At 42.0% G+C, this 18631-nt stretch carries 16 protein-coding genes; 4 read left to right on the top strand and 12 right to left on the bottom strand.

The window, feature by feature from the left end:
- Window positions 1-102 precede the first annotated feature (102 nt).
- The gene (locus ACZ43M_RS03510) at window positions 103-750 is read left to right on the top strand and encodes an NADPH-dependent F420 reductase (RefSeq protein WP_464506077.1); all 648 of its coding nucleotides are present in this window, start codon (window positions 103-105) and stop codon (window positions 748-750) included.
- 337 nt (window positions 751-1087) lie between these two features.
- Here ACZ43M_RS03510 and dacB read toward each other — a convergent pair whose 3' ends face one another.
- Both dacB and ACZ43M_RS03500 read right to left on the bottom strand, forming a co-directional pair.
- Window positions 1088-2482 (bottom strand): D-alanyl-D-alanine carboxypeptidase/D-alanyl-D-alanine endopeptidase, encoded by a 1395-nt coding sequence (dacB, locus tag ACZ43M_RS03505; RefSeq protein WP_464506076.1) that lies wholly within the window; start codon window positions 2480-2482, stop codon window positions 1088-1090.
- Window positions 2483-2986: 504 nt separating this feature from the next.
- Complete coding sequence (locus ACZ43M_RS03500; RefSeq protein ID WP_464506075.1) at window positions 2987-4723, bottom strand: GMC family oxidoreductase; 1737 nt, start codon at window positions 4721-4723, stop codon at window positions 2987-2989.
- Window positions 4724-5045: 322 nt separating this feature from the next.
- On the opposite strand from ACZ43M_RS03500, the gene rluF reads away from it, so the two are divergent.
- Window positions 5046-5762, top strand: coding sequence for a 23S rRNA pseudouridine(2604) synthase RluF (gene rluF, locus ACZ43M_RS03495; protein WP_464507935.1), 717 nt, complete (start codon window positions 5046-5048; stop codon window positions 5760-5762).
- A gap of 127 nt (window positions 5763-5889) precedes the next feature.
- Here rluF and ACZ43M_RS03490 read toward each other — a convergent pair whose 3' ends face one another.
- From ACZ43M_RS03490 to ACZ43M_RS03445, 10 genes are all read right to left on the bottom strand, one after another.
- A complete protein-coding gene (locus ACZ43M_RS03490; RefSeq protein ID WP_464506074.1) occupies window positions 5890-6258 on the bottom strand; it encodes an SET domain-containing protein in 369 nt (122 codons plus the stop codon).
- A gap of 263 nt (window positions 6259-6521) precedes the next feature.
- Entirely contained in the window at window positions 6522-6659 is a 138-nt protein-coding gene (locus tag ACZ43M_RS03485; protein ID WP_464506073.1) for a hypothetical protein, read from the bottom strand.
- A gap of 668 nt (window positions 6660-7327) precedes the next feature.
- The gene (locus ACZ43M_RS03480) at window positions 7328-7813 is read right to left on the bottom strand and encodes a carbonic anhydrase (RefSeq protein WP_464506072.1); all 486 of its coding nucleotides are present in this window, start codon (window positions 7811-7813) and stop codon (window positions 7328-7330) included.
- Window positions 7814-7828: 15 nt separating this feature from the next.
- Window positions 7829-8203, bottom strand: a complete 375-nt coding sequence (locus ACZ43M_RS03475) for a Na-translocating system protein MpsC family protein (RefSeq protein ID WP_464507934.1) — start codon at window positions 8201-8203, stop codon at window positions 7829-7831.
- 92 nt (window positions 8204-8295) lie between these two features.
- A complete protein-coding gene (locus ACZ43M_RS03470; protein ID WP_464506071.1) occupies window positions 8296-10905 on the bottom strand; it encodes a DUF2309 domain-containing protein in 2610 nt (869 codons plus the stop codon).
- On the bottom strand, window positions 10906-12438 hold the full coding sequence (locus ACZ43M_RS03465) for an NADH dehydrogenase subunit 5 (RefSeq protein ID WP_464506070.1): 1533 nt from the start codon (window positions 12436-12438) through the stop codon (window positions 10906-10908).
- 499 nt (window positions 12439-12937) lie between these two features.
- Window positions 12938-14362 (bottom strand): M24 family metallopeptidase, encoded by a 1425-nt coding sequence (locus ACZ43M_RS03460; RefSeq protein WP_464506069.1) that lies wholly within the window; start codon window positions 14360-14362, stop codon window positions 12938-12940.
- A gap of 188 nt (window positions 14363-14550) precedes the next feature.
- The gene (locus tag ACZ43M_RS03455; RefSeq protein ID WP_464506068.1) at window positions 14551-15261 is read right to left on the bottom strand and encodes an OmpA family protein; all 711 of its coding nucleotides are present in this window, start codon (window positions 15259-15261) and stop codon (window positions 14551-14553) included.
- Entirely contained in the window at window positions 15258-15944 is a 687-nt protein-coding gene (locus ACZ43M_RS03450) for a hypothetical protein (protein WP_464506067.1), read from the bottom strand. The genes ACZ43M_RS03455 and ACZ43M_RS03450 overlap by 4 nt, the downstream gene beginning before the upstream one ends.
- A 489-nt stretch (window positions 15945-16433) precedes the next feature.
- Window positions 16434-17321, bottom strand: coding sequence for an anion permease (locus tag ACZ43M_RS03445; RefSeq protein ID WP_464506066.1), 888 nt, complete (start codon window positions 17319-17321; stop codon window positions 16434-16436).
- Between ACZ43M_RS03445 and ACZ43M_RS03440 the strand changes: the two genes are divergently transcribed.
- Entirely contained in the window at window positions 17314-17493 is a 180-nt protein-coding gene (locus tag ACZ43M_RS03440) for a hypothetical protein (RefSeq protein ID WP_464506065.1), read from the top strand. The genes ACZ43M_RS03445 and ACZ43M_RS03440 overlap by 8 nt on opposite strands.
- A 321-nt stretch (window positions 17494-17814) precedes the next feature.
- Complete coding sequence (locus ACZ43M_RS03435; RefSeq protein WP_464506064.1) at window positions 17815-18567, top strand: gamma-glutamyl-gamma-aminobutyrate hydrolase family protein; 753 nt, start codon at window positions 17815-17817, stop codon at window positions 18565-18567.
- Window positions 18568-18631: the final 64 nt, after the last annotated feature.

Here is an 18631-nt window from a genome sequence, read left to right as displayed (position 1 = left end):
CCTATAACTCTAAGTTATAAACCTATAAAATATAGGGATTACCATTTTCCTCATAATCAAGATACTATGTTATTGTTATTAAACAATTTGGGGGTATAGAACATGAAAGTAAGTATAATCGGAAGCGGACGAATGGGGAGCGGTCTGGTTAAAACGCTTGATCCATATGTAAATGAATTATTTTGGGCCTCAAGGGATAAAGAACGCATAGAGTCTTTCATACAAGCAAATAAATTATCTAGTATTGCAGCAGTATCCTATGCAGAAGCACTTGAGGCAGACATCATTATTCCTGCACTCTGGTTCAGGGATGTAATCCCTTGGGCAAAGGAAAACGAGGAGAAACTAGCCAATAAAATTTTGATTGATATCACCAACCCATTCACAGAGGATTTTACAGATTTTACTTTAGATTGGGGGAATTCCGCCGCTGAAGAGCTGCAAATGTTGCTTCCCGGCACAAAAATAGTAGGTGCCTTCAAAAATACCTTTTTTCAAGTATTCGAAGAGCCTATACATGAAGGTTTAAAGAGTGATGTTTATGTAACCTCTGATCATGAAAGTGCAAAACAAAATGTCATGACGTTACTGAGTCCTCTTCCATTTAGAGTTATTGATGGAGGTAAACTGAAAAACAACAGGATTATTGAAAGGCTTACACTTTTCGAACGGGAAATTGCCATTCGGTATGAGAACTACCCTTATGTATCAAATCGATTATTTGGTATGAAATTAAGCGAATCCAGATAAATGGTGCTGCAGCCACTTCAGTTTATATCCAGAAATCCCAGTGATGGATTCATTTAAAAACCTTACTGTATAAGAAGTCTTACATGTTTCAATGTAAACTAGAGTGCCTGTCACCTGCCGAATCATGTTGATCAATTATCAACAAATTACGTGTGGTAACAGGCACTTGCTTATGTCCCACTGTTATATTGATTTAAACTTTCATTTTCAAACTATACTGGTCCCCCATTGATCCGATTTTTCTTTCTCCGGCATCATATTAGTTCTGTTCTGTTTCACAAACTATCACTCCAGCAACAATGGCAAATCCCTTTTCAATAGATTTTGATTAAACCTACTATTGAGCAAGCAGTTCAAGTAACTGATCCTGTATTTCTGGCCCCTGTTCTTCATCTAGTAAGTTGTTCAGCATGATGGAAAAAATTAACCTCTTCCCTGACTCTGTTTGCAGGTAGCCTGACAGCGTGCTTACCCCGAAAATCGTTCCGGTTTTCGCGTGCACGTTCAGACCATCAAGGCGTTCCCTCAAGGTGCCTCCCACCATTCGTTCTGGCTGCCCTCCAATGGGCAGACTGTGATAATAGGCATCGAACCATGGTTTGGACTGTACGTGAAATAGTAGATTGGTTAATTGATTCGGAGAGATTAACGTCACATGCGAAAGTCCTGACCCATCTCGGAGTAGCACCGCATCCGGGTCGACTCCGAGCTTGGCCACCTCTGTTACCAGCACGTCCATTCCCGCTTCCCAGCTGCCTTCCCCTTTTACCCTCTTCCCCATCTCTTTTACCAATATTTCGGCATGGCCATTGTTGCTTAGTTTCATGAATGGGATGAGCAGCTCTGCGAGCGGTATCGATGTATGATGGATCAAGCGTCTAGCGTGTTCAGGGACGGTGCCAATTTCCTTGCTTCCGTTTAGTTGAATGCCAGCCTGTGTTAGTTTTTCTGCGAAAACTTGTAAAACGTACTTCGTTGGTTCCCAAACAGCAATCCATTCTTTGATGGGTTGGGTTCCCACTGCCATCTTGCCGTTAATCGTGATCGTATTTTCCCCATGGCGGCGGACGATTTTCACTTCCTTTTCGTTTGTTACATCTTCTACCGTGACCGCATGATTTTCAATTTGGACATAAGCCGTATCAGGAAATACTGAGACATGGACTGCTTCCCCGTCTGTTGTTCCTGGCTGTACTTGTATCATCACGGTCCCCGCATCGTAATCGGTATTTGGTGAAAGCGTTAAGGCAGACACCTGGGCACCGTAATAGAAATGTTCATCATCCCAACACAAATCCGGTGATAGGCGTACATCATCATACCACCCATCATCCGCGATCACATGGCCTGAAATAGATTGGATGCCATGGAGATGGTACAGTTGCTCTGCAAATTGCTCCAAGTCTTTTGGGAGCAGTGTCGGATTCCCCATTCCTTTGATGTACAGATTCCCTTGGAGTTCCTGATTGACTATTTCACCATCGATCCATATTTCAGTGGGGAACACATAATCCTTCCCCAACGTTTCCAAAGCGGCAGCGGCTGTCAAACATTTCATATTAGAAGCCGGATGCAGCCGTGTACCTGCATTGTGGTGATAGAGGTTATGGCCGGTTGCAGCCTCACAAACATCGACGCCGATTATCGCCCCTTGCAGCTTTGGATGCTGCGCTATGTAATTATCTAATTTATCCTTCCAATCTGCTTTCTGTACTTGGTTTGTTATCTCCATATCCATTTTCCCCCGCCCTTTTTTTTGAAAAAGAAATGCTTCCATCCTGTTCTAGCGAAAGAATCGCTGCTTCTTCAAATTATCCCATATTTGTGTTATTTCAGGTGGTTTAATTTTTAAATAATACTGAAAAATCAGCACAATCAATCCTCTCCCAACAAAAAGAGTGCCAGTCCTACCCCCAATATTCTCATGAATACTCGTCCAATTACGGGTAGTGATGGCACCTTTTATATTGATTTCACTGTGCTTGAAAAATAAACGGAGAAATTCCGGTTAAATTGGGAAATACCCATATTTCCTTAATAATAAAGGAAGTTTTTCCGCTTATATGATCCAAATCTTTGGATTTTGTCTTATTTAAAGTAGTTAATCGGAATATCTCCCCTTATATCAGCTTCTTAAACTACCTCTATATACATTAGCCGGAAATTCTCCGTCTATAGATTCTCATATCTATACGAAAATCAACAGTGAAAATAACAGAGCTTTTTTTTTAACTATTTAATCAGATTCTTCGCTTTCCTCATCATCAATTCCATCAAGGTGATCATGATCTTTAATGATTCTTGCCGCATTTAAACCTATCATCTGTGCAGGTATAGAAGTGTTACCGTCTGGTAAGATGGGAGCTATAGAAAGATCGGCGACTTTTAAATTTCTAGTACCGTATACATTCAAAAACCCATCTACTACTCCTTCATGAATATCCCGCCCCATTTTACATTGTCCGCCAAAGTGATCAAAATTGGCATACGAAGCTTTGGCATATGCTGCAAGTTGATTTCGCTTTTCTTTTTCATTCGGGTTCAGGAAGATATGCTCGGGAGGATAGACTACATTATATTTTCCATCGGGGTCTAGTTTACGTGCTCTCATCATGATATTGAAGGTTTCAATGTATGAATCAACTAAAAAGTTTACGTCATCTTGATTTTGAAGGGGATTAAAGGTAATAGATGGATATGCTTCGGGGTCACTATGGGCAAGGGTTATTGTTCCATCGCTGCTAGGGTTTAGGTTAATAATCCCAATACTCATAATATTACTTGGCTTTCCTCCGTCAAATGCCCAATTATTAATGAACACATCCTGGACTGGTATAAAAGTTGGGGCGATAATCCCTAATAACTGCAGACGACGGCCTGTCCCCTTATCGGTTTTAAAAGCGCCTAATGTCAGAGGCTGATTGGGGTCCGCACCAAAAACCTGGAGCAGTCTACCTGTTTCTACCTCTACTCCCATTCCAATAGAATGATGTGTCTGTAGGTTGTGGCCAACATTCGGACTACTAACTAATGTTGAGATTCCTGCTGCACTTAGTTCTTTGGGTCTTCCAATTCCAGATCGCTGCAGGATCACTGATGAAAAGATCCCAGCGGAAACGATGACTCCTTTTCTGGCAAAGGATTTTTCTCTTACACCATTCCTTACATACTCAACGCCAATAGCCGTATGAACATTATTTTTAGAATCAAATAGAATTTTATTTACCGTTGATTTTGCGAAGATAACTAACTTTCTCTTCCCAATCCCACACTCATCCGGGCAGACCTCATTTCCCTCCGTTACAATGGCCTCGTTTAAATAACCAGTTGCCGTTGATGAACGAACAAACCCTCCGATTATTTCCCTTTGGGTAAATTGAGATTTAGTAAAGGTACAATCACGAATGCCGGTATTATAATCCTCCACCATTGGGATACCTAATACCTCTGAAGTTGCTTGAGCCAGAATCTGATTAAGTCCTTTGTCAGGGACAAGTTGCTGTCTAACAAAAATGGGGCCGTTCGTTCCCCTCTCAGCTGATTCCTTTGTCATGCCAGTATAGGTTTCATTCTTTATGAATAACGAATGAATGTTATCATAACTCCACTGATCACCGACAAGATCTGCCCACTGGTTATAAAGCTCCCTACTCCCACGGACTGCATACATAGCATTATGTTCTGAGCTGCCCCCTATTGCCCTGCCTCCAGATAATCGAAGCTGCCGACCAAGAGCCGACTCCACCCTAGAAAGTATATTAAAGGAAAACTTATTATCGGTAGATAAAATAAAGGCTTTTTCTATGGACGGACTGCTTAATTCATCACTCATATTCGTTCCAGCTTCCAGTACCAGGACAGAAGTCCTTTTGTCATCTGTTAATTCTTTAGCGATGATTCCCCCTGCCGTTCCTGCACCAATAACAATATAATCAAATCTATGTTTCTTACTGAAATCAAATTGTTTCGACATACTATTCATCTCCTTTCATATTTAGGAGATGCAATCGACTTCAAATTTGCGTGGACAAAAATATTATTTTTATTTGTCTATCTTTCTCCCACAGTTGGGCTTATCGAAGAAAGAGATAATTCAACTAGCCTCGGTGCTTTATAATCGATTAAAGTGCCCATATATCTCAATCTACCTGCACCATCCTACGTGGATACATAAAAGAAACCCTCCTATTTTGACGTTTCAGGGTTATTTTTATAACGGTCTGTTTTGTTTTAATAGGTGCTTGAAAATACGGGTTTGGTTGGGTATTCTTATAACACAATCTCCTTTTAAGGATGTGTTTAACCTGCGATTAAATAAGTATATTTCCGAGTCTGGACAAACATCCAGGCGCGGTGCGGATAAATTAATTAGTGAAGGAAAAGTGTTTATTAACGGAAAGGTGGCCACATTAGGAAGCCAAGTGCAGCCAGGGGATGATGTTCGCATTGGCGGAAATCCGGTTAAAGTCGCTAAAAATTATGTTTATATTGCCCTCAATAAACCTGTTGGCATTACGAGTACGACGGAAAGACATATCAAAGGAAATATTATTGATTTAGTCAACCATCCCTTACGAATCTTTCATATCGGCAGACTGGATAAGGATTCCGAGGGTCTGATCCTGTTGACAAATGACGGAGATATTGTCAATGAAATCCTACGGGCTGAACATAAGCATGAAAAGGAATATATCGTGACAGTAGACAAGCCTATCACTGGGGAGTTTTTAAAAAGAATGGCTGCAGGCGTAGAAATACTGGATACCAAAACGCTGCCTTGTAAAGTAGAACAGCTCTCTAAATATGTTTTTAAAATCATTTTGACACAGGGGTTAAACCGACAGATTCGCCGGATGTGTTCTGCCTTGGGATACCAGGTTTGTCGGCTGCAGCGAATCCGCATCATGAATATCCACTTAGGGAACCTTCCTGTTGGCCAGTGGAGAGATTTATCCAAAAAAGAACGCACTCAATTATTTAACGACCTTCATTATGAACCAAAAGAATGGTAAAAAAAGAGTGTGAACCGAATCAAAAACGATTTCGGTTTACACTCTTTTATGCTGGCACCGGAAACTAAGGGAACGATCCCTCCTTGCTTTTGGCACCACCAGAACCGTCCCCTTGGTCCCTCCGATTTTACATGTTGTCAAACCATAAGGGTTCATGGTCATCTGGTTCTCCATTGTAGTTGATGAATATTTCTTCTCCTGTTTTTATGTGGTTGAGGGCATAGAAGTCTATTGTTTTATTGGCAAAGTTGAGTTCGAATAGGGCATTGGGTGTATAGGAGTGGTTAAATAAGGATCCATATCCTAATGCCAGTGCACATTCATCATGGTCTGGATTCCACCAGAACACGTACTCCATCATAATCGTCTTTTTCAAATATCGGTAATCCTTACTAGGCGATACAATAACTGGAGCTTCATGTATCAGTTCACCCTTCTGAATATCGCAGGTTGCAAATACCCCTCTGCCATATTTTGATTCCTTTACTTCAATCACTGTCTCCCACCGCCGATATAAAAAAATGAATCTTATTTTATTACTTTATGTCAGCAGGTTCCTATGTGATAAATAGAGTAATAAAGGAATTTTCTTTTTAGATATGGAATTGGTTTATTCCTTGCAAGATATCCAGTGAAACAAAGCAATAATCAAGATGAAACGGATGATCGATTTTTCCATAATGATAGTAGGTTGCCACTGTCTCTGAACCAAACTCTTCTCTACTGATGGAATGATAGCAGCTTTTCAATCCATTCTTTTCAAGTAAATTGATTATTGAATTCTTTAGGATGGTAACTTTCCTGGATGAGAGCAATATCCGGATTGAGCTCAAGCAGTTTTTTATCTTTCTCTCTGCTATTTAAGCCCTTTCTGCAATTCCATGAAACTAGCTTCATATAAAATGACCCTTCCTCAGTTGTTATGGGATGTTGACCGTTTTCATAGTAATCATTTCGACAACCCTAGCTGAAATCCTCCGGGGTTAGTAACCTCAATAGAACTTCTAAACCCGTATTATTGAAAAAAGCAGAAAGTTTTTTCAGCGAGGTACAAAGTTTAAAGGATTAAAATTAGGATTAGTGGAATATTTTTTTATACGAAATACCTAAAAAGATTGTGGCAAATTCAGCGAGTGAATTTGAAATGACAGGGGGCTTCTTGTGTGCACCGGATTAAATTTATGTTAATACATTTTTTAAGACAACCTTTATCGTTTAAGCTGTTAGTCAGTATAACTCTTCTCCTCTCCATTGTTTTTAGCAGCTCTTTCTTTTCTAATCATGACTATTATCAAAGTCTTTCAAAATTATCTGCCAGTATTTTCTTTTTTGCTTATGGGATTAATATGAAAAGTAATCTAAAAATTTCTATCCTTTTCTTCGCTCTTGCCGTTGTTTGTCTATTATTAAGTATCATCACAATCATCTAAAGCGAAATCAACAATAGAAAGATCGCTGACAGGACCACGGGGACGGTTCTGCTGGTTCTTCGGTTACCCGGAAAAGCGCCAGTAGAACCGTCCCCCTGGACCCCCCCTGGACCCCTGGGCCCCAAAAACACGGGGTTATCTTCTTAACGAAGCCATTTCTGGTTGATTTTTATTTTCTAGTAAAAGTTCTCTTACCTTCACATTTGATGGCATTAATGGATGGTTTCGAATGACATTGACGATATCTTCCCTGCTGCAGGATGAAGCTTCGTCTCCCTCCAGCCATTCTCTCATGTTGGCCTTTTGGAATTCCGGCGAGCAATTTTCAAACAGGTAATTCAAAGTATGCAGTTTCTCTTGTAACTCTTTATTTTCAACTATTTTCTTAAAAAGCTCTCTATTATTCTTTCGCTCCTCTTTTGATACCGTTACGCATATTTCATCCACATTTTCCTGATAAACAGCGATGATGATGTTCCGCATTACATCACCGAAGGGTGAAATGCTAGGCCCGTAACATGGCAAGATTATACTATTCGGTTGAAAGCTAGTAATCTTTCTCATTAAGCTTTCGGCGTTTTTCTCCATTTCAATCACAAACACTTTTTTCTTTTCAGCCATATTCCTTCGTACCTCCTATTCTTTTTCAGACAGTTTCTTTTCCAAATCTCCTGAGAGTTTAAAGACCATGACCCTTTCACCGGTTTTGGTACTGAAGTCGGTATGAAAACTGATGACGTCCTGGCCTGTTAGCGAAAAAATAATATGCTTTAAATCTCCTTGACCTGTTTCCACCAAGCTGTTCCGCGTTTTCTTTATGGACAATAACCCCTCTTTATCCTTACATAGTGCATATTCAGCAGGGGTTAAGATCCGATACACGGTCACAATGATCATATCCCGTAAGATATCAGATTTGACCGATATTGAACCACGCCCTAAATAGCTTTTCTCCCATTGAGTTATTGCTTTACTAATTTCAGCTTCAAGAGCGCCTTTTGACTTTTCCATATTGTCTCTATCCCTTCGCACAGTAGAATTGGCTTTAAGTATTTTATATCCGGTCATCGCATTTCCTACATACTTCTTATCATCAAAGCCATCTAAGACCAGCTCTTCCAATTTCCTTCTGGATCAATGGACGCAAGCCGAAGCCAGCCGTTTTGCACTTTTTGGTGGAATGTTTGATCATGAATCAACAATCGTTTCACATATTCTTCTGGTGCCTGGATGACAACCAATAGCCTTAAAGGTGAATGGTAGACCTGATCATCCTCATCCGATTGCATCACCGACTGCCAGGGAAGTCCGGATAATAAGTCACTGGCATTCCCCTGCATGACGCCAATTCCTGCTGTCACTGTTTGGGTCGCTTTGTTTCCGCTGCCATAATAATGGGGTGCAACGGATGAAGCGTAATATTGCAGGTTAATCCACTGACAAACCGTTGCCGGTCCAGCTATAATGCTGGCAAGCAGAGAACCATTTCTATCCTTTTTCCAATTATAATTATGAAGAAACACTTTGCCCTCTAGATTTCGTTCCCGGGTCAGACTTCGTTCCCCAATCACAAACGCAGCATTACCGGCCAATCCCCATTCTGGACGTATTTCACTCCAATCCTCTGAAAAGCGTTCTGCTTCTGCTTTAGGGTTTTTGGTGTGACGTTTAAGATTTGGCAATTTCGGGATCCGCTCGGCGGCTGCTTCTTCACTCACCTTTGGCAATACAGCCTGAATGGTGGTAAGGGCTGCTTGCGCATTATCTGATAGTTTCGGAAGATAGACCCAATGTAATTCATCGACTGTTGTAATATGCTCTGCAGCCGCAAAAACAGTATCCTCCGGAATAGAAATCCCCTTTTCCACGAGGGACTTTCTTACACTTGGAAGATTACACAAGGTTGCGAGCACCCGCGCATTAAAGGCGCTTGATGTTCCACCGCAGGCTCCGCAGTCAAGCGAAGCAGCATATGGATTATTTGTACTGTGGCTTCCATGTCCGCAAATCACCACTAAGGGAGCGAAATGATTGGTGAGCCCGATCATTCTCAAGGCCTGCTCGGCATAATGCACCTTCTCCTCTTCAGAAAAACCAATCGGTAACTCCTCATTAGGAGTGTGAATCCGGTCAAGCGTTAACACCGTTGCCGGTTTCCTCATCCATTTGGTTAGGAGCTTCCTGGAGAGGCGTCCTCCACTCCTTTGCGTAAAAGTGCGGACCAGCGTCTGCATACTAAGCCATGGTCCACTGATTTCTGGCAGTAATAAGCTTGTGACCAGGTTGTGTTTCATCGTTTTAAATGTATCATTAAGTGAATCTACAGCCTGCTTTCGCTGCTGAAATGGTTCGTATTCATATTCAGGCAAGTATTCTTTTACTTTGAATTGCGGTTTTGACAGGAACGGCAGGGAGGGATGGCTATGTTCGCTTTCGAGTTTGCAGGTTTCAATCGGCAGGCCGAAGAAACCGGCTGCTCCAAAGGTTTCAACCCCATCTGTTTGTTCCAATTTACGGCGAAATGGCTCTGAACGCACATCAATACAAAATACAAACTGTGCCGATGCAGGCTTGATTTTGTCCGCAGTCTGCGGCTTTGTGTTAATTTTTTTCATTAATTGATTTTCATATGTTTTTTCCCAAGCTTCCAGCCAAAGTTTATTGCGGATTATCTTATCAAATCGCCAGGCAAGGGTCAAACGCGCTTTTTGCTCTTCAACAGGCAGCTGTGACCATGCCTGGATGGGCAGGTCTCCCCAGTGAAGCCAGGCAGCAATTAACGATTCCAGAAGCCCTCCCTCGGCCTTTTTTTGATTAGAGGAAGGAAGATTGGGCTGCATCAACACTCGCTCCATGGAAATTCTTACTGCGAGATAGTCCGTAAGCATGAACATATCCGTTATGTGTTGCTTTGAGCGCCAAAGCATCATTCCTGCCCAGCCCGGTAAGGCAAGTAAATGGGCTTCCAAATATGCTTGAACCTCTGAATCAGCTATCCCCAATTGTGATAACGCTTCTTGTAAAGCGTTGTCTGCTTCTTTCGGCAAATTTTTCAACTGCCTTCGTTCCTCATGATTTAGGGCTGGATCAAAGGGAACGAGCCTTCGCCAAGCATGGTAGAAGCCTTCCTCGCGATTTGGCATCGACCAAACCGCCTGAGACTCGTCAAGGAACAATTTACACCATTTAATCATATGAGTATCAAGGTCCCGTGAAATTCCCTTACCACTAATCTGATCATAATGTTGACTAACAGTTTGCACCGATTGTCTTGCTTTTATCTCTGATTTAATACTCCTTAATTTCTTGGCCATTCTTTTTACTTCGGGTGAGACGATCCAGTTGGACGGGTGCTTCTCCTGCAAAAGGGCAGCAGTGCAAAACTGCTCAACAATCACACGCGGAAGATTGAAAGACTGTTTTTCAAGCCACTGCTTAAGTCCTTCTTCCAAAAATTTTAACTCAATTTCACCTTGATTCCGTGCCTTCTGCAATACCGAATCAGTGGGAAATAATTCAAAAATGTCTTGGAAACGTCGTGCCGTCTGTTCAAATGATTGCCGCTCCAAGCCCATCCACGGGCTGCGTGCAGCAAATTTGCTTATCGGGCCAAGGGGCGCGATGACTTCACATGCTGATTTTACTAAATCATAAATATCAAGTTCTTCTGAACCCTTTCCCCAATCTAAAGTCTTGGCTAATGTCGTTGACATCTAAAACGACCTCCTATTGGATAAGAAATTCGCCAAATAATGTGGGTGACTTTCCACTAAATCTTTGTGAGGCTCCCCCAAATGGACGAGCCAAAGGTACATAACGCTAAATATGGTGGAAGAGCGATGGTTAGCTAACCATAACCCAAAACAACTGCTGCCAAGCAGTATCAACAGGACTAAGATGATTGCAGGTGCAGGTGCTTGACTTCCAATCAGAACACTTTCCTGTAACAGACTGTCTAAGGCGGTATGGATGATGTTAAACAGTAATGCTGCTCCCGCGAGGAAAGTCAATCCAGCCAGCCGGCCAACACGGCCATTCGCAAAAGCCACCAGTCCGATCCAAGCGTATGTCACGGACCAGCCTAAAATGAAAGTACTGATCAGTTGATACCCCTCTCCATGTGAGGCAAGCCAATATCCCATTCCGGTAAGGAAACCTAAAATTCCTCCGGTCATGATCCACAAATAGGGCAGCGGACCGTCCTTGAAGGATTTTGGCCTCTGGTGCTGAATGGCGGACCCGGCCTGTAAGAAAAGGCTCGCTTTAAATAGTCCATGCAGGATGGCATGCGTTATGGCTGCCAAATAGGCGCCTAATGCACACTGTATGAGCATGAACCCCATCTGAGCGATGGTTGAGCCCACCAGTTGTCGTTTGTAATCTACATGGACCAGCATGATTCCGGTCCCCAGCAGCACGGAGATACTGGACAAAACGAGTAAAATGATCTGTGCCCCATCGCCGCTTATAAGCGGTGCAAAGCGGGTCAGCATGAGACCCCCAGCATTCACAATGCCAGCATGCATGACAGCTGAAACAGGCGTCGGCGCAACAACAGAGTTTAATAGCCAGCGTTGGAAAGGAAACTGTGCAGACGGAATCACCATCGCCAGTATCAATAAGAGGTTTATACAGGTCCTCTGCCATGAAGCAAGCTGTGCCAGATTGTGTTTCTCAAATAAAGCCGAAAGCTGCCAATGTCCTGTGGCTAGACCAATCCAGGTAAAGGCTAGCACCAAAATAACCCAACTTATTAAAAAGACTCGTCCGGTCATGGCCGCCGCTTTTTTCGACACCTGCCACTCCTTATTTACCCTAATAAGCCATGTCAGTCCCAACAGTGCAGCTCCCCAACAGACCAGTAAAAGGTGAAGATCATTGCTAATCCAGGTAAGAGCGTTGGCAAATGTTGTAATCGTCAGCAGGATAAAATATTTACGATAAGACCGATCACCGAATAAGTAACGAACAGAAAAGCGTTGGACAATGACCCCAATGGTCAGAACAAACAGGGCTAGGAGCCAGGAGAGGGAATCAAAACTCCAAGGACCAACTATTACACGTCCCTTGTTGGTGACAAGCCCTAACAGAGCGACAATTGGAGGTAACGAAATCATTCCGGTGTGAAAACGAACAAAATATAAGGGAATCCTTCTTGATAGCAGGAGGATTCCGCTTAGCAAAGAAACACCAAGCACAATAAAAAATGCAGTTGGCCATGAGACAAGCCCTAAATAATGCAACATCTATCTCACCTCCATTAGAATAATAGATACAAAGTTAATAAACTTTTAAATTTGAATGAAGTTCTTCCAGCACAACGTATTTTAAAAAAACAAAAAAACCGGCAATTTCCATGTTTGATAGTCATAATAAAACCATCAAACATTAAAAATTGCCGGTTTACTTTTAACTGCCATATTTGGCTTTTAAACAGTCTACCGTTTATCAAGTTCATCCCTTTAAAACGAAGGGATTTTTTTGATTTCTACTTTCTATAGAGTTCCTTTTTCATTAAGCCAATATGAGACTATTAACCGCATGCTAAAGTTATCTATATTCAGAAAATCATTTAATCACTATATTTACGCACTAAATATTACTATTTATAAAACATTCTGTCAAGTTTGGCTTCGCCCTGGGGAACTACGGGAGAACCACGGGAACCACGGGGACGGTTCTACTGGGGCTCTTCGCATATTAGAAAAGCGCCATGAGAACCGTCCCCGTGGTCCTTCGCTCACTTTAGTCTTCCGGTTGATATAGTAAGGCTTCTTCTTTGTTTAATAGGTAGGGTCTAAAGTAGCCTACTGTATCTGATAAAGGGAGAACTTCAGGATGTAGCTGAATATGTAATTCCTGTTGTATATAGTTTCTTCTCTTTGTAAACCGCTCCCATAATTGTGGGTAGTTTTGTTCGATTTCGTTTCGTAATTTCTCATCCGCCAACGCGATTCCCGTTTCGGCACTGGCCCCTCCGTAATTGGGAACGGAAGGAATGATGTCAATCTGGAATAACATTCCGCTCTTTAGAACCGTGCTAGACTCAGGATAAACCGGAGAAGATAACCATTCTTCATCTGCTGTAAAATGTCCAGGATTTAAATGCCAATGATATCTTTCCTTTGGCAAGACTTGCTCGATCACATTATATAATTGGCCGCCTGTCATCCCAAGTTTAATATTTTCTAACCAGGCTACTACAGCCGAGTAATATGGTATTGCCACTCTCTCCAGATAATCTTGAACTTCATTAGGAAGCTCTTCCGTTTTTGATACCACATACCCCGCTCTGCTTGCTAATCCGCCTTTATAACCGGTTGTAATGGAAAACCTATCACCTAGCTGGACAGCTTTTTTCCTCGGGTAAATAACCGCATTCGTAAAGCGGTCTCCAGTAGCACAGATAGTTGTGACATTATGCGGCTGCCCGAATCTTGAGAGCAATGAAGCCAATTCGGTTTCGGTTTTTCCGATTTCGAGGTGACTTAGTGCATCTAATACACAATCTGATGCCAAACTCGAACCAAACTCATAGTAGTTAATCTCATCGGCATTATTAATGGTTCGGATGCCGCCGTTTTCACCGATAAAAATTTCACTGCCATTCGTTACATTTGCAGAATGTTCCTGGGCCAGTTTTTGTAATGTATCTACAATGAAATAGGGAACATCAAACAATTGATGATTCTCCTCATGTCTGCTGGTAAATACCTTCCATCCTACAACGCCAATAGTTTTTCCGTCAAAGTTAATCGCATCGCCAATAATATCTTTGAAGCTTTTTTGATTTTCCATTGGCTGATTAGGCAAGGAAAAGTGAGGTACATGTACAGTATCCGCCGGTATTCGTGAATATTGTGCCAGCTTTAAATTTTCATTACCAAGAAATAATGTTGCATGGCCCTTTGAATCGATTGCTAACATTGCTTCTTCAAATCGGGGAATAAAGCCTGTTACATACTCAAAGTTGGCCCCATGTTCTCGGTCAGCGTATACAAAAATGAGATCAAACCCCTTTTCACTCATGGCCTTTAAAAGCTTTTCTTTTCTTTCACGAAGGGTTTGATCGGTTAAACTTACGGTATGATCATTAAAATTCATTTCAAGATGCTTTACTTTTGATAACGAAAATTTGTCCAAGCTATATTTATCCTGTAAATTATCCATTTACCTATTTCCTCCTTACACTTACCACGTTACAAAGCACTTTTCCATACATTTCAATAATCATATCATTACCAAATTTTAAAACAAAGTTTTGGGACCACGGGTGGGACCACGGGGACGGTTCTACTGGCGCTTCGTGTACTAGAAAAGCACCATTAGAACCGTCCCCGTGGTCCCGCTGTTCCCTCTTATTTTGGATTTATCACAATTTCTACTCGACGGTTTTTTGCTTTGCCTTCCGCTGAGTCGTCTAATGTAATTGGTTTTGTTTCTCCGTATCCGGTTGTACTTATCGTAATATGGGAAACCTTTCCGCTTTGGCGTAAGTAGGCTTCTACCGATTTCGCCCTTTTTTCCGATAAGGTCATATTATATTGGTCATCACCTGTATTGTCGGTATGGCCATTAATTTGAATCACTGTGTCCAATTTCAATGTTTCTAATGATAGAAGTAACTCATTCAATATGTTTTGTGCATCAGGCTTCAAATCGCTTTGATCGTAATCAAATAAGATGTCTTCAGGCAATTGAATTTTTGTTTCTTCCCCATCTGTCGTAAGCCGTGTTTCTTCCGGAGCTTTAACGATTGGCGGTTTTGGATAAAGAAGAACTTTAATCATATTTCCGCCCTCTTCATTTGGCACAACCTGCTCGCCGCTCATTTTTTCGAAGTTTTCACCATAAATTTCTTTCATCTTTGTTTGCAGCACATGTCGATTATTGCCCTTTGAGGTAATCACAATAATGCCATTTTCCGTGATACTCTCATACGGAATTTGCAATGAGAAAGTACCGTCACTCACAACATTCGTAGTGGAACTGACCCAATTTTGTGCGAGTGTTGCGTCTCCAGATGAAAAATAGGAAGCCGTTAATTCTGTTCCCTCTATTAAGTTCACTTCCCTTTTACATAGAAATATTGATGGTCATTCGTTAATTCCGGTTGGATCCATACCTTCGTGCTTCCAACATCAGCCGGCACCTTTCCCCGTTTTGGTGTTTCAATCTTATACACGGTTTGATCTCCATGAGGTGATACAAGAAGCGAGGTAAATATTTTTTGATATTTTTCACCTAATATTTCATGTTTAGCAACAAAAGGCCCTTTCAAGTTCTCCCCACGTTCACCATAAACCGCCTCAATCTCATCTTCCTGTCCCAATCCGCCAAGAACGACTTCCATCGTCACATAAATGTATCCATAGCTTTGTAGATCCTGCGATATTTCAAAAGTAAAATTGCCATCCTTATCAACAACAGCTACCTTGTCGCAAAGTAGACAAATCGGGTTTCGAATCGAAAAAGGCCGATCCAGCCAATCAATTCTAACATCTGTCCCTTCCAATAAGTTACTTTTCCCTTTGACGACAATCTCTCCATTTTCAACCACTACTTCACCGCTTAACCGGATGTTCACCGGAGCCTTTTTTTCCTCTATATTTTTTGGTTCTTCGTTTGTATTCTTTACAACAGCAGTACTAGTACCCTTCTCCTCTGTTTGCTTTTCCTTATTACTTTCACATCCAATTAAGGAAAAGATCATCATAAAAATAAATATAAACCAACTTGCTTTTCTCCCCATTATATCCTCCTAAGCTCTAATCCACTATTTAAGGTAAATGATTTGAGAGCAAGATGGAATAAGCATATAGGCCCAGGAGGAGAGAACCAAAAGAACCACTGGGACGGTTCTGCTGGCTCCACTGGTACTAGAAAGGCGCCATGAGAACCGTCCCCGTGGTTCCATGAAAAATAAACGGATAAATTCCGGCTAAATTGGGAAATACCCATATTTCCTTGTATATAGGCGGAGTTTTTCCGCTTATATTGACCAAATCTTTGGATTTTGTCTTATTTAGAGGAGTTAAACGGAATTTTTCCGCTTATATCGGCTTCTTAGGCTCCCCCCTATATCATTAACAGGAATTTCTCCGCCTATTCTCATACTAGTAGAGTGCTGCAGCTGCAACAACATCTATAGTCAAATATAGAAGATTTCCTCCTCCATCCTCTGCAAAAAGAACTTGTCTGGGATTGATAGAGTTTCTTTATCAGATTGCCATTTCCCTCATTAAAAAATCCAAAGGAACAGCTTTGCCATCAAGTACCCGACCAACCCGCAGCAGGGGAAAGTAAGCACCCAGGTCAGGACCATTTCACGGACAATGCCCAAATTGACATTTCGGATATGCTTTGCCGCTCCTACACCCATGATTGCCGTTGTTTTTGTATGGGTCGTTGAAACCGGAATTCCACTGGCAGTGGAGAGAAATAAACACAGCCCCCCAGCCAAATCTGCAGAAAACCCCTGATATTTCTCCAGTTTGACCATATCCATGCCCACAGACTTGATAATGCGGGCGCCGCCAATCGATGTACCAATCCCCATCACGGCAGCGCAAAGGACCATGAGCCAGATTGGAATGATCACTTCAGCGGTTTGTGCCTGACCTTTTGCCAGAAACATTCCAAGCAAGAATACCCCAATGAATTTCTGGCCATCCTGCGCCCCATGCATAAAAGCCATGCCTGCTGCGGATACAATCTGAGCTTTTCCAAAAAAACCCCTTGTTTTGTGATGTCCCAATCCCCTAAAGAAAAACTCAACAAGCTTCACTGCCACAAATCCCAGTACAAATCCGAGCGCAGTGGAAAGTGCCAGACCATAAAGAACCTTGATCCACTCACTTCCATTAATTCCAGCGAAGCCTCCCTGTAAAGCAATGGCTGCTCCAGAAAGCCCGGCAATTAATGCGTGGCTCTCACTTGTTGGAATGCCAAATATCCAGGCTGCCGTTGCCCAGAGCACGATTGCTACCAAAGCTGCGCATAACGCGACCAATGCATTATTTACATTACCGTGGAAGTCGACCATATTGTAAATGGTCTCGGCTACCTTTTGATTGAGCAGTGTCATAGCAATGACACCGAGCAGGTTGAATACTGCCGCCATGAACATCGCTGTATTCAGCTTCATGGCACGGGTCGAGACACAGGTGGCGATGGCGTTGGGAGCATCCGTTCATCCATTGACAAGGATGACGCCCAATGTCAGTAATGTCGTAAATATCAATGCCGGATTGACGCTTAATTCGGAAATGAAATCCAAAAACGTTATTTCCATAGGGTAAGACTTCCCTGCAAGCACAACTTGCTTTGCGCCGATCGATTATCAAGCATCATCATCATCTTCCTTCAGTTGAAATTGACTTCTTCCGGAATCTTGATGCTGTACGGCCATAACCTGTCGATCAAATAAAAGCTGCTCTTTAAATATCTCCTAGAGTCTCTTCCAAATTACTCCATTCTATATTTTTATTATAATATATCGATATCAGAATAGGGCTTTTTTTCTAATATTCAATATCAGAATAATGAAATAAGTATAGAAAAAGGGCTCTATAAACTTTAGAATATTTATAAATGATAGATTACTTGAGAGGAATGGTACCATGAAACCAATTATCGGCGTAACCGCATCACTTCGTGAAGGAAGATTAGCCCTGGATCATGATGTCCTTCATTCGGTTCTTTTGGCCGGAGGCGTCCCTTATATCCTGCCTTATAGTAAGGATTTGTCTGTTATCGATGAGATTGTTCAACATATAGACGGGTTAGTATTGAGCGGGGGAGTAGATATTGACCCTACTTTTTTTGGAGAAGAACCTATCCCCGGTCTGGGGGAAATTATGCCTGAACGGGATGCACTTGAGCTTGCTCTGATTGAAAAAACGCTTGGGGCCAACCTTCCCATTTTGGCCATATGCCGTGGTGTGCAAATACTAAATGTAGCGGCTGGCGGGAATATGTACCAGGACCTTTACAGTCAAAAAAGCGGGCTGCTCCAGCATTCCCAACGTGCACCTCAAACCCATTTATCTCATTTTGTACGAACACAGGAAGGGACCCTGCTCCACAGTATTTCAGACTGCACCCAATTTAAGGTTAACAGTTTCCACCATCAGGCTGTTAAGGACCCGGCCCCTGGGTTCATTAGCAGTGCCGCTTCAAGTGACGGGGTTGTCGAAGCCATTGAAAGCCAACATCACTTCTTTGTTCTCGGTGTTCAATGGCATCCCGAACATCTAACATCAGTTGATGAAACCTCTAAGCGGATATTTAACGCTTTTATCGATGCCACTAAATGCAAAGACAGGAAGGCTGGAACGTATTTAGACATACTAGCAGCCTCAAAAACTATTTAGGTGCTCAATCCAAAAAGAAACCTTTCATACGAAGGGTTTCTTTTTTTGGAAGAACCGGAACCAT

The organism is Neobacillus sp. B24, assembly GCF_055381825.1.
This window is presented reverse-complemented; position numbering and strand designations above follow the sequence as displayed.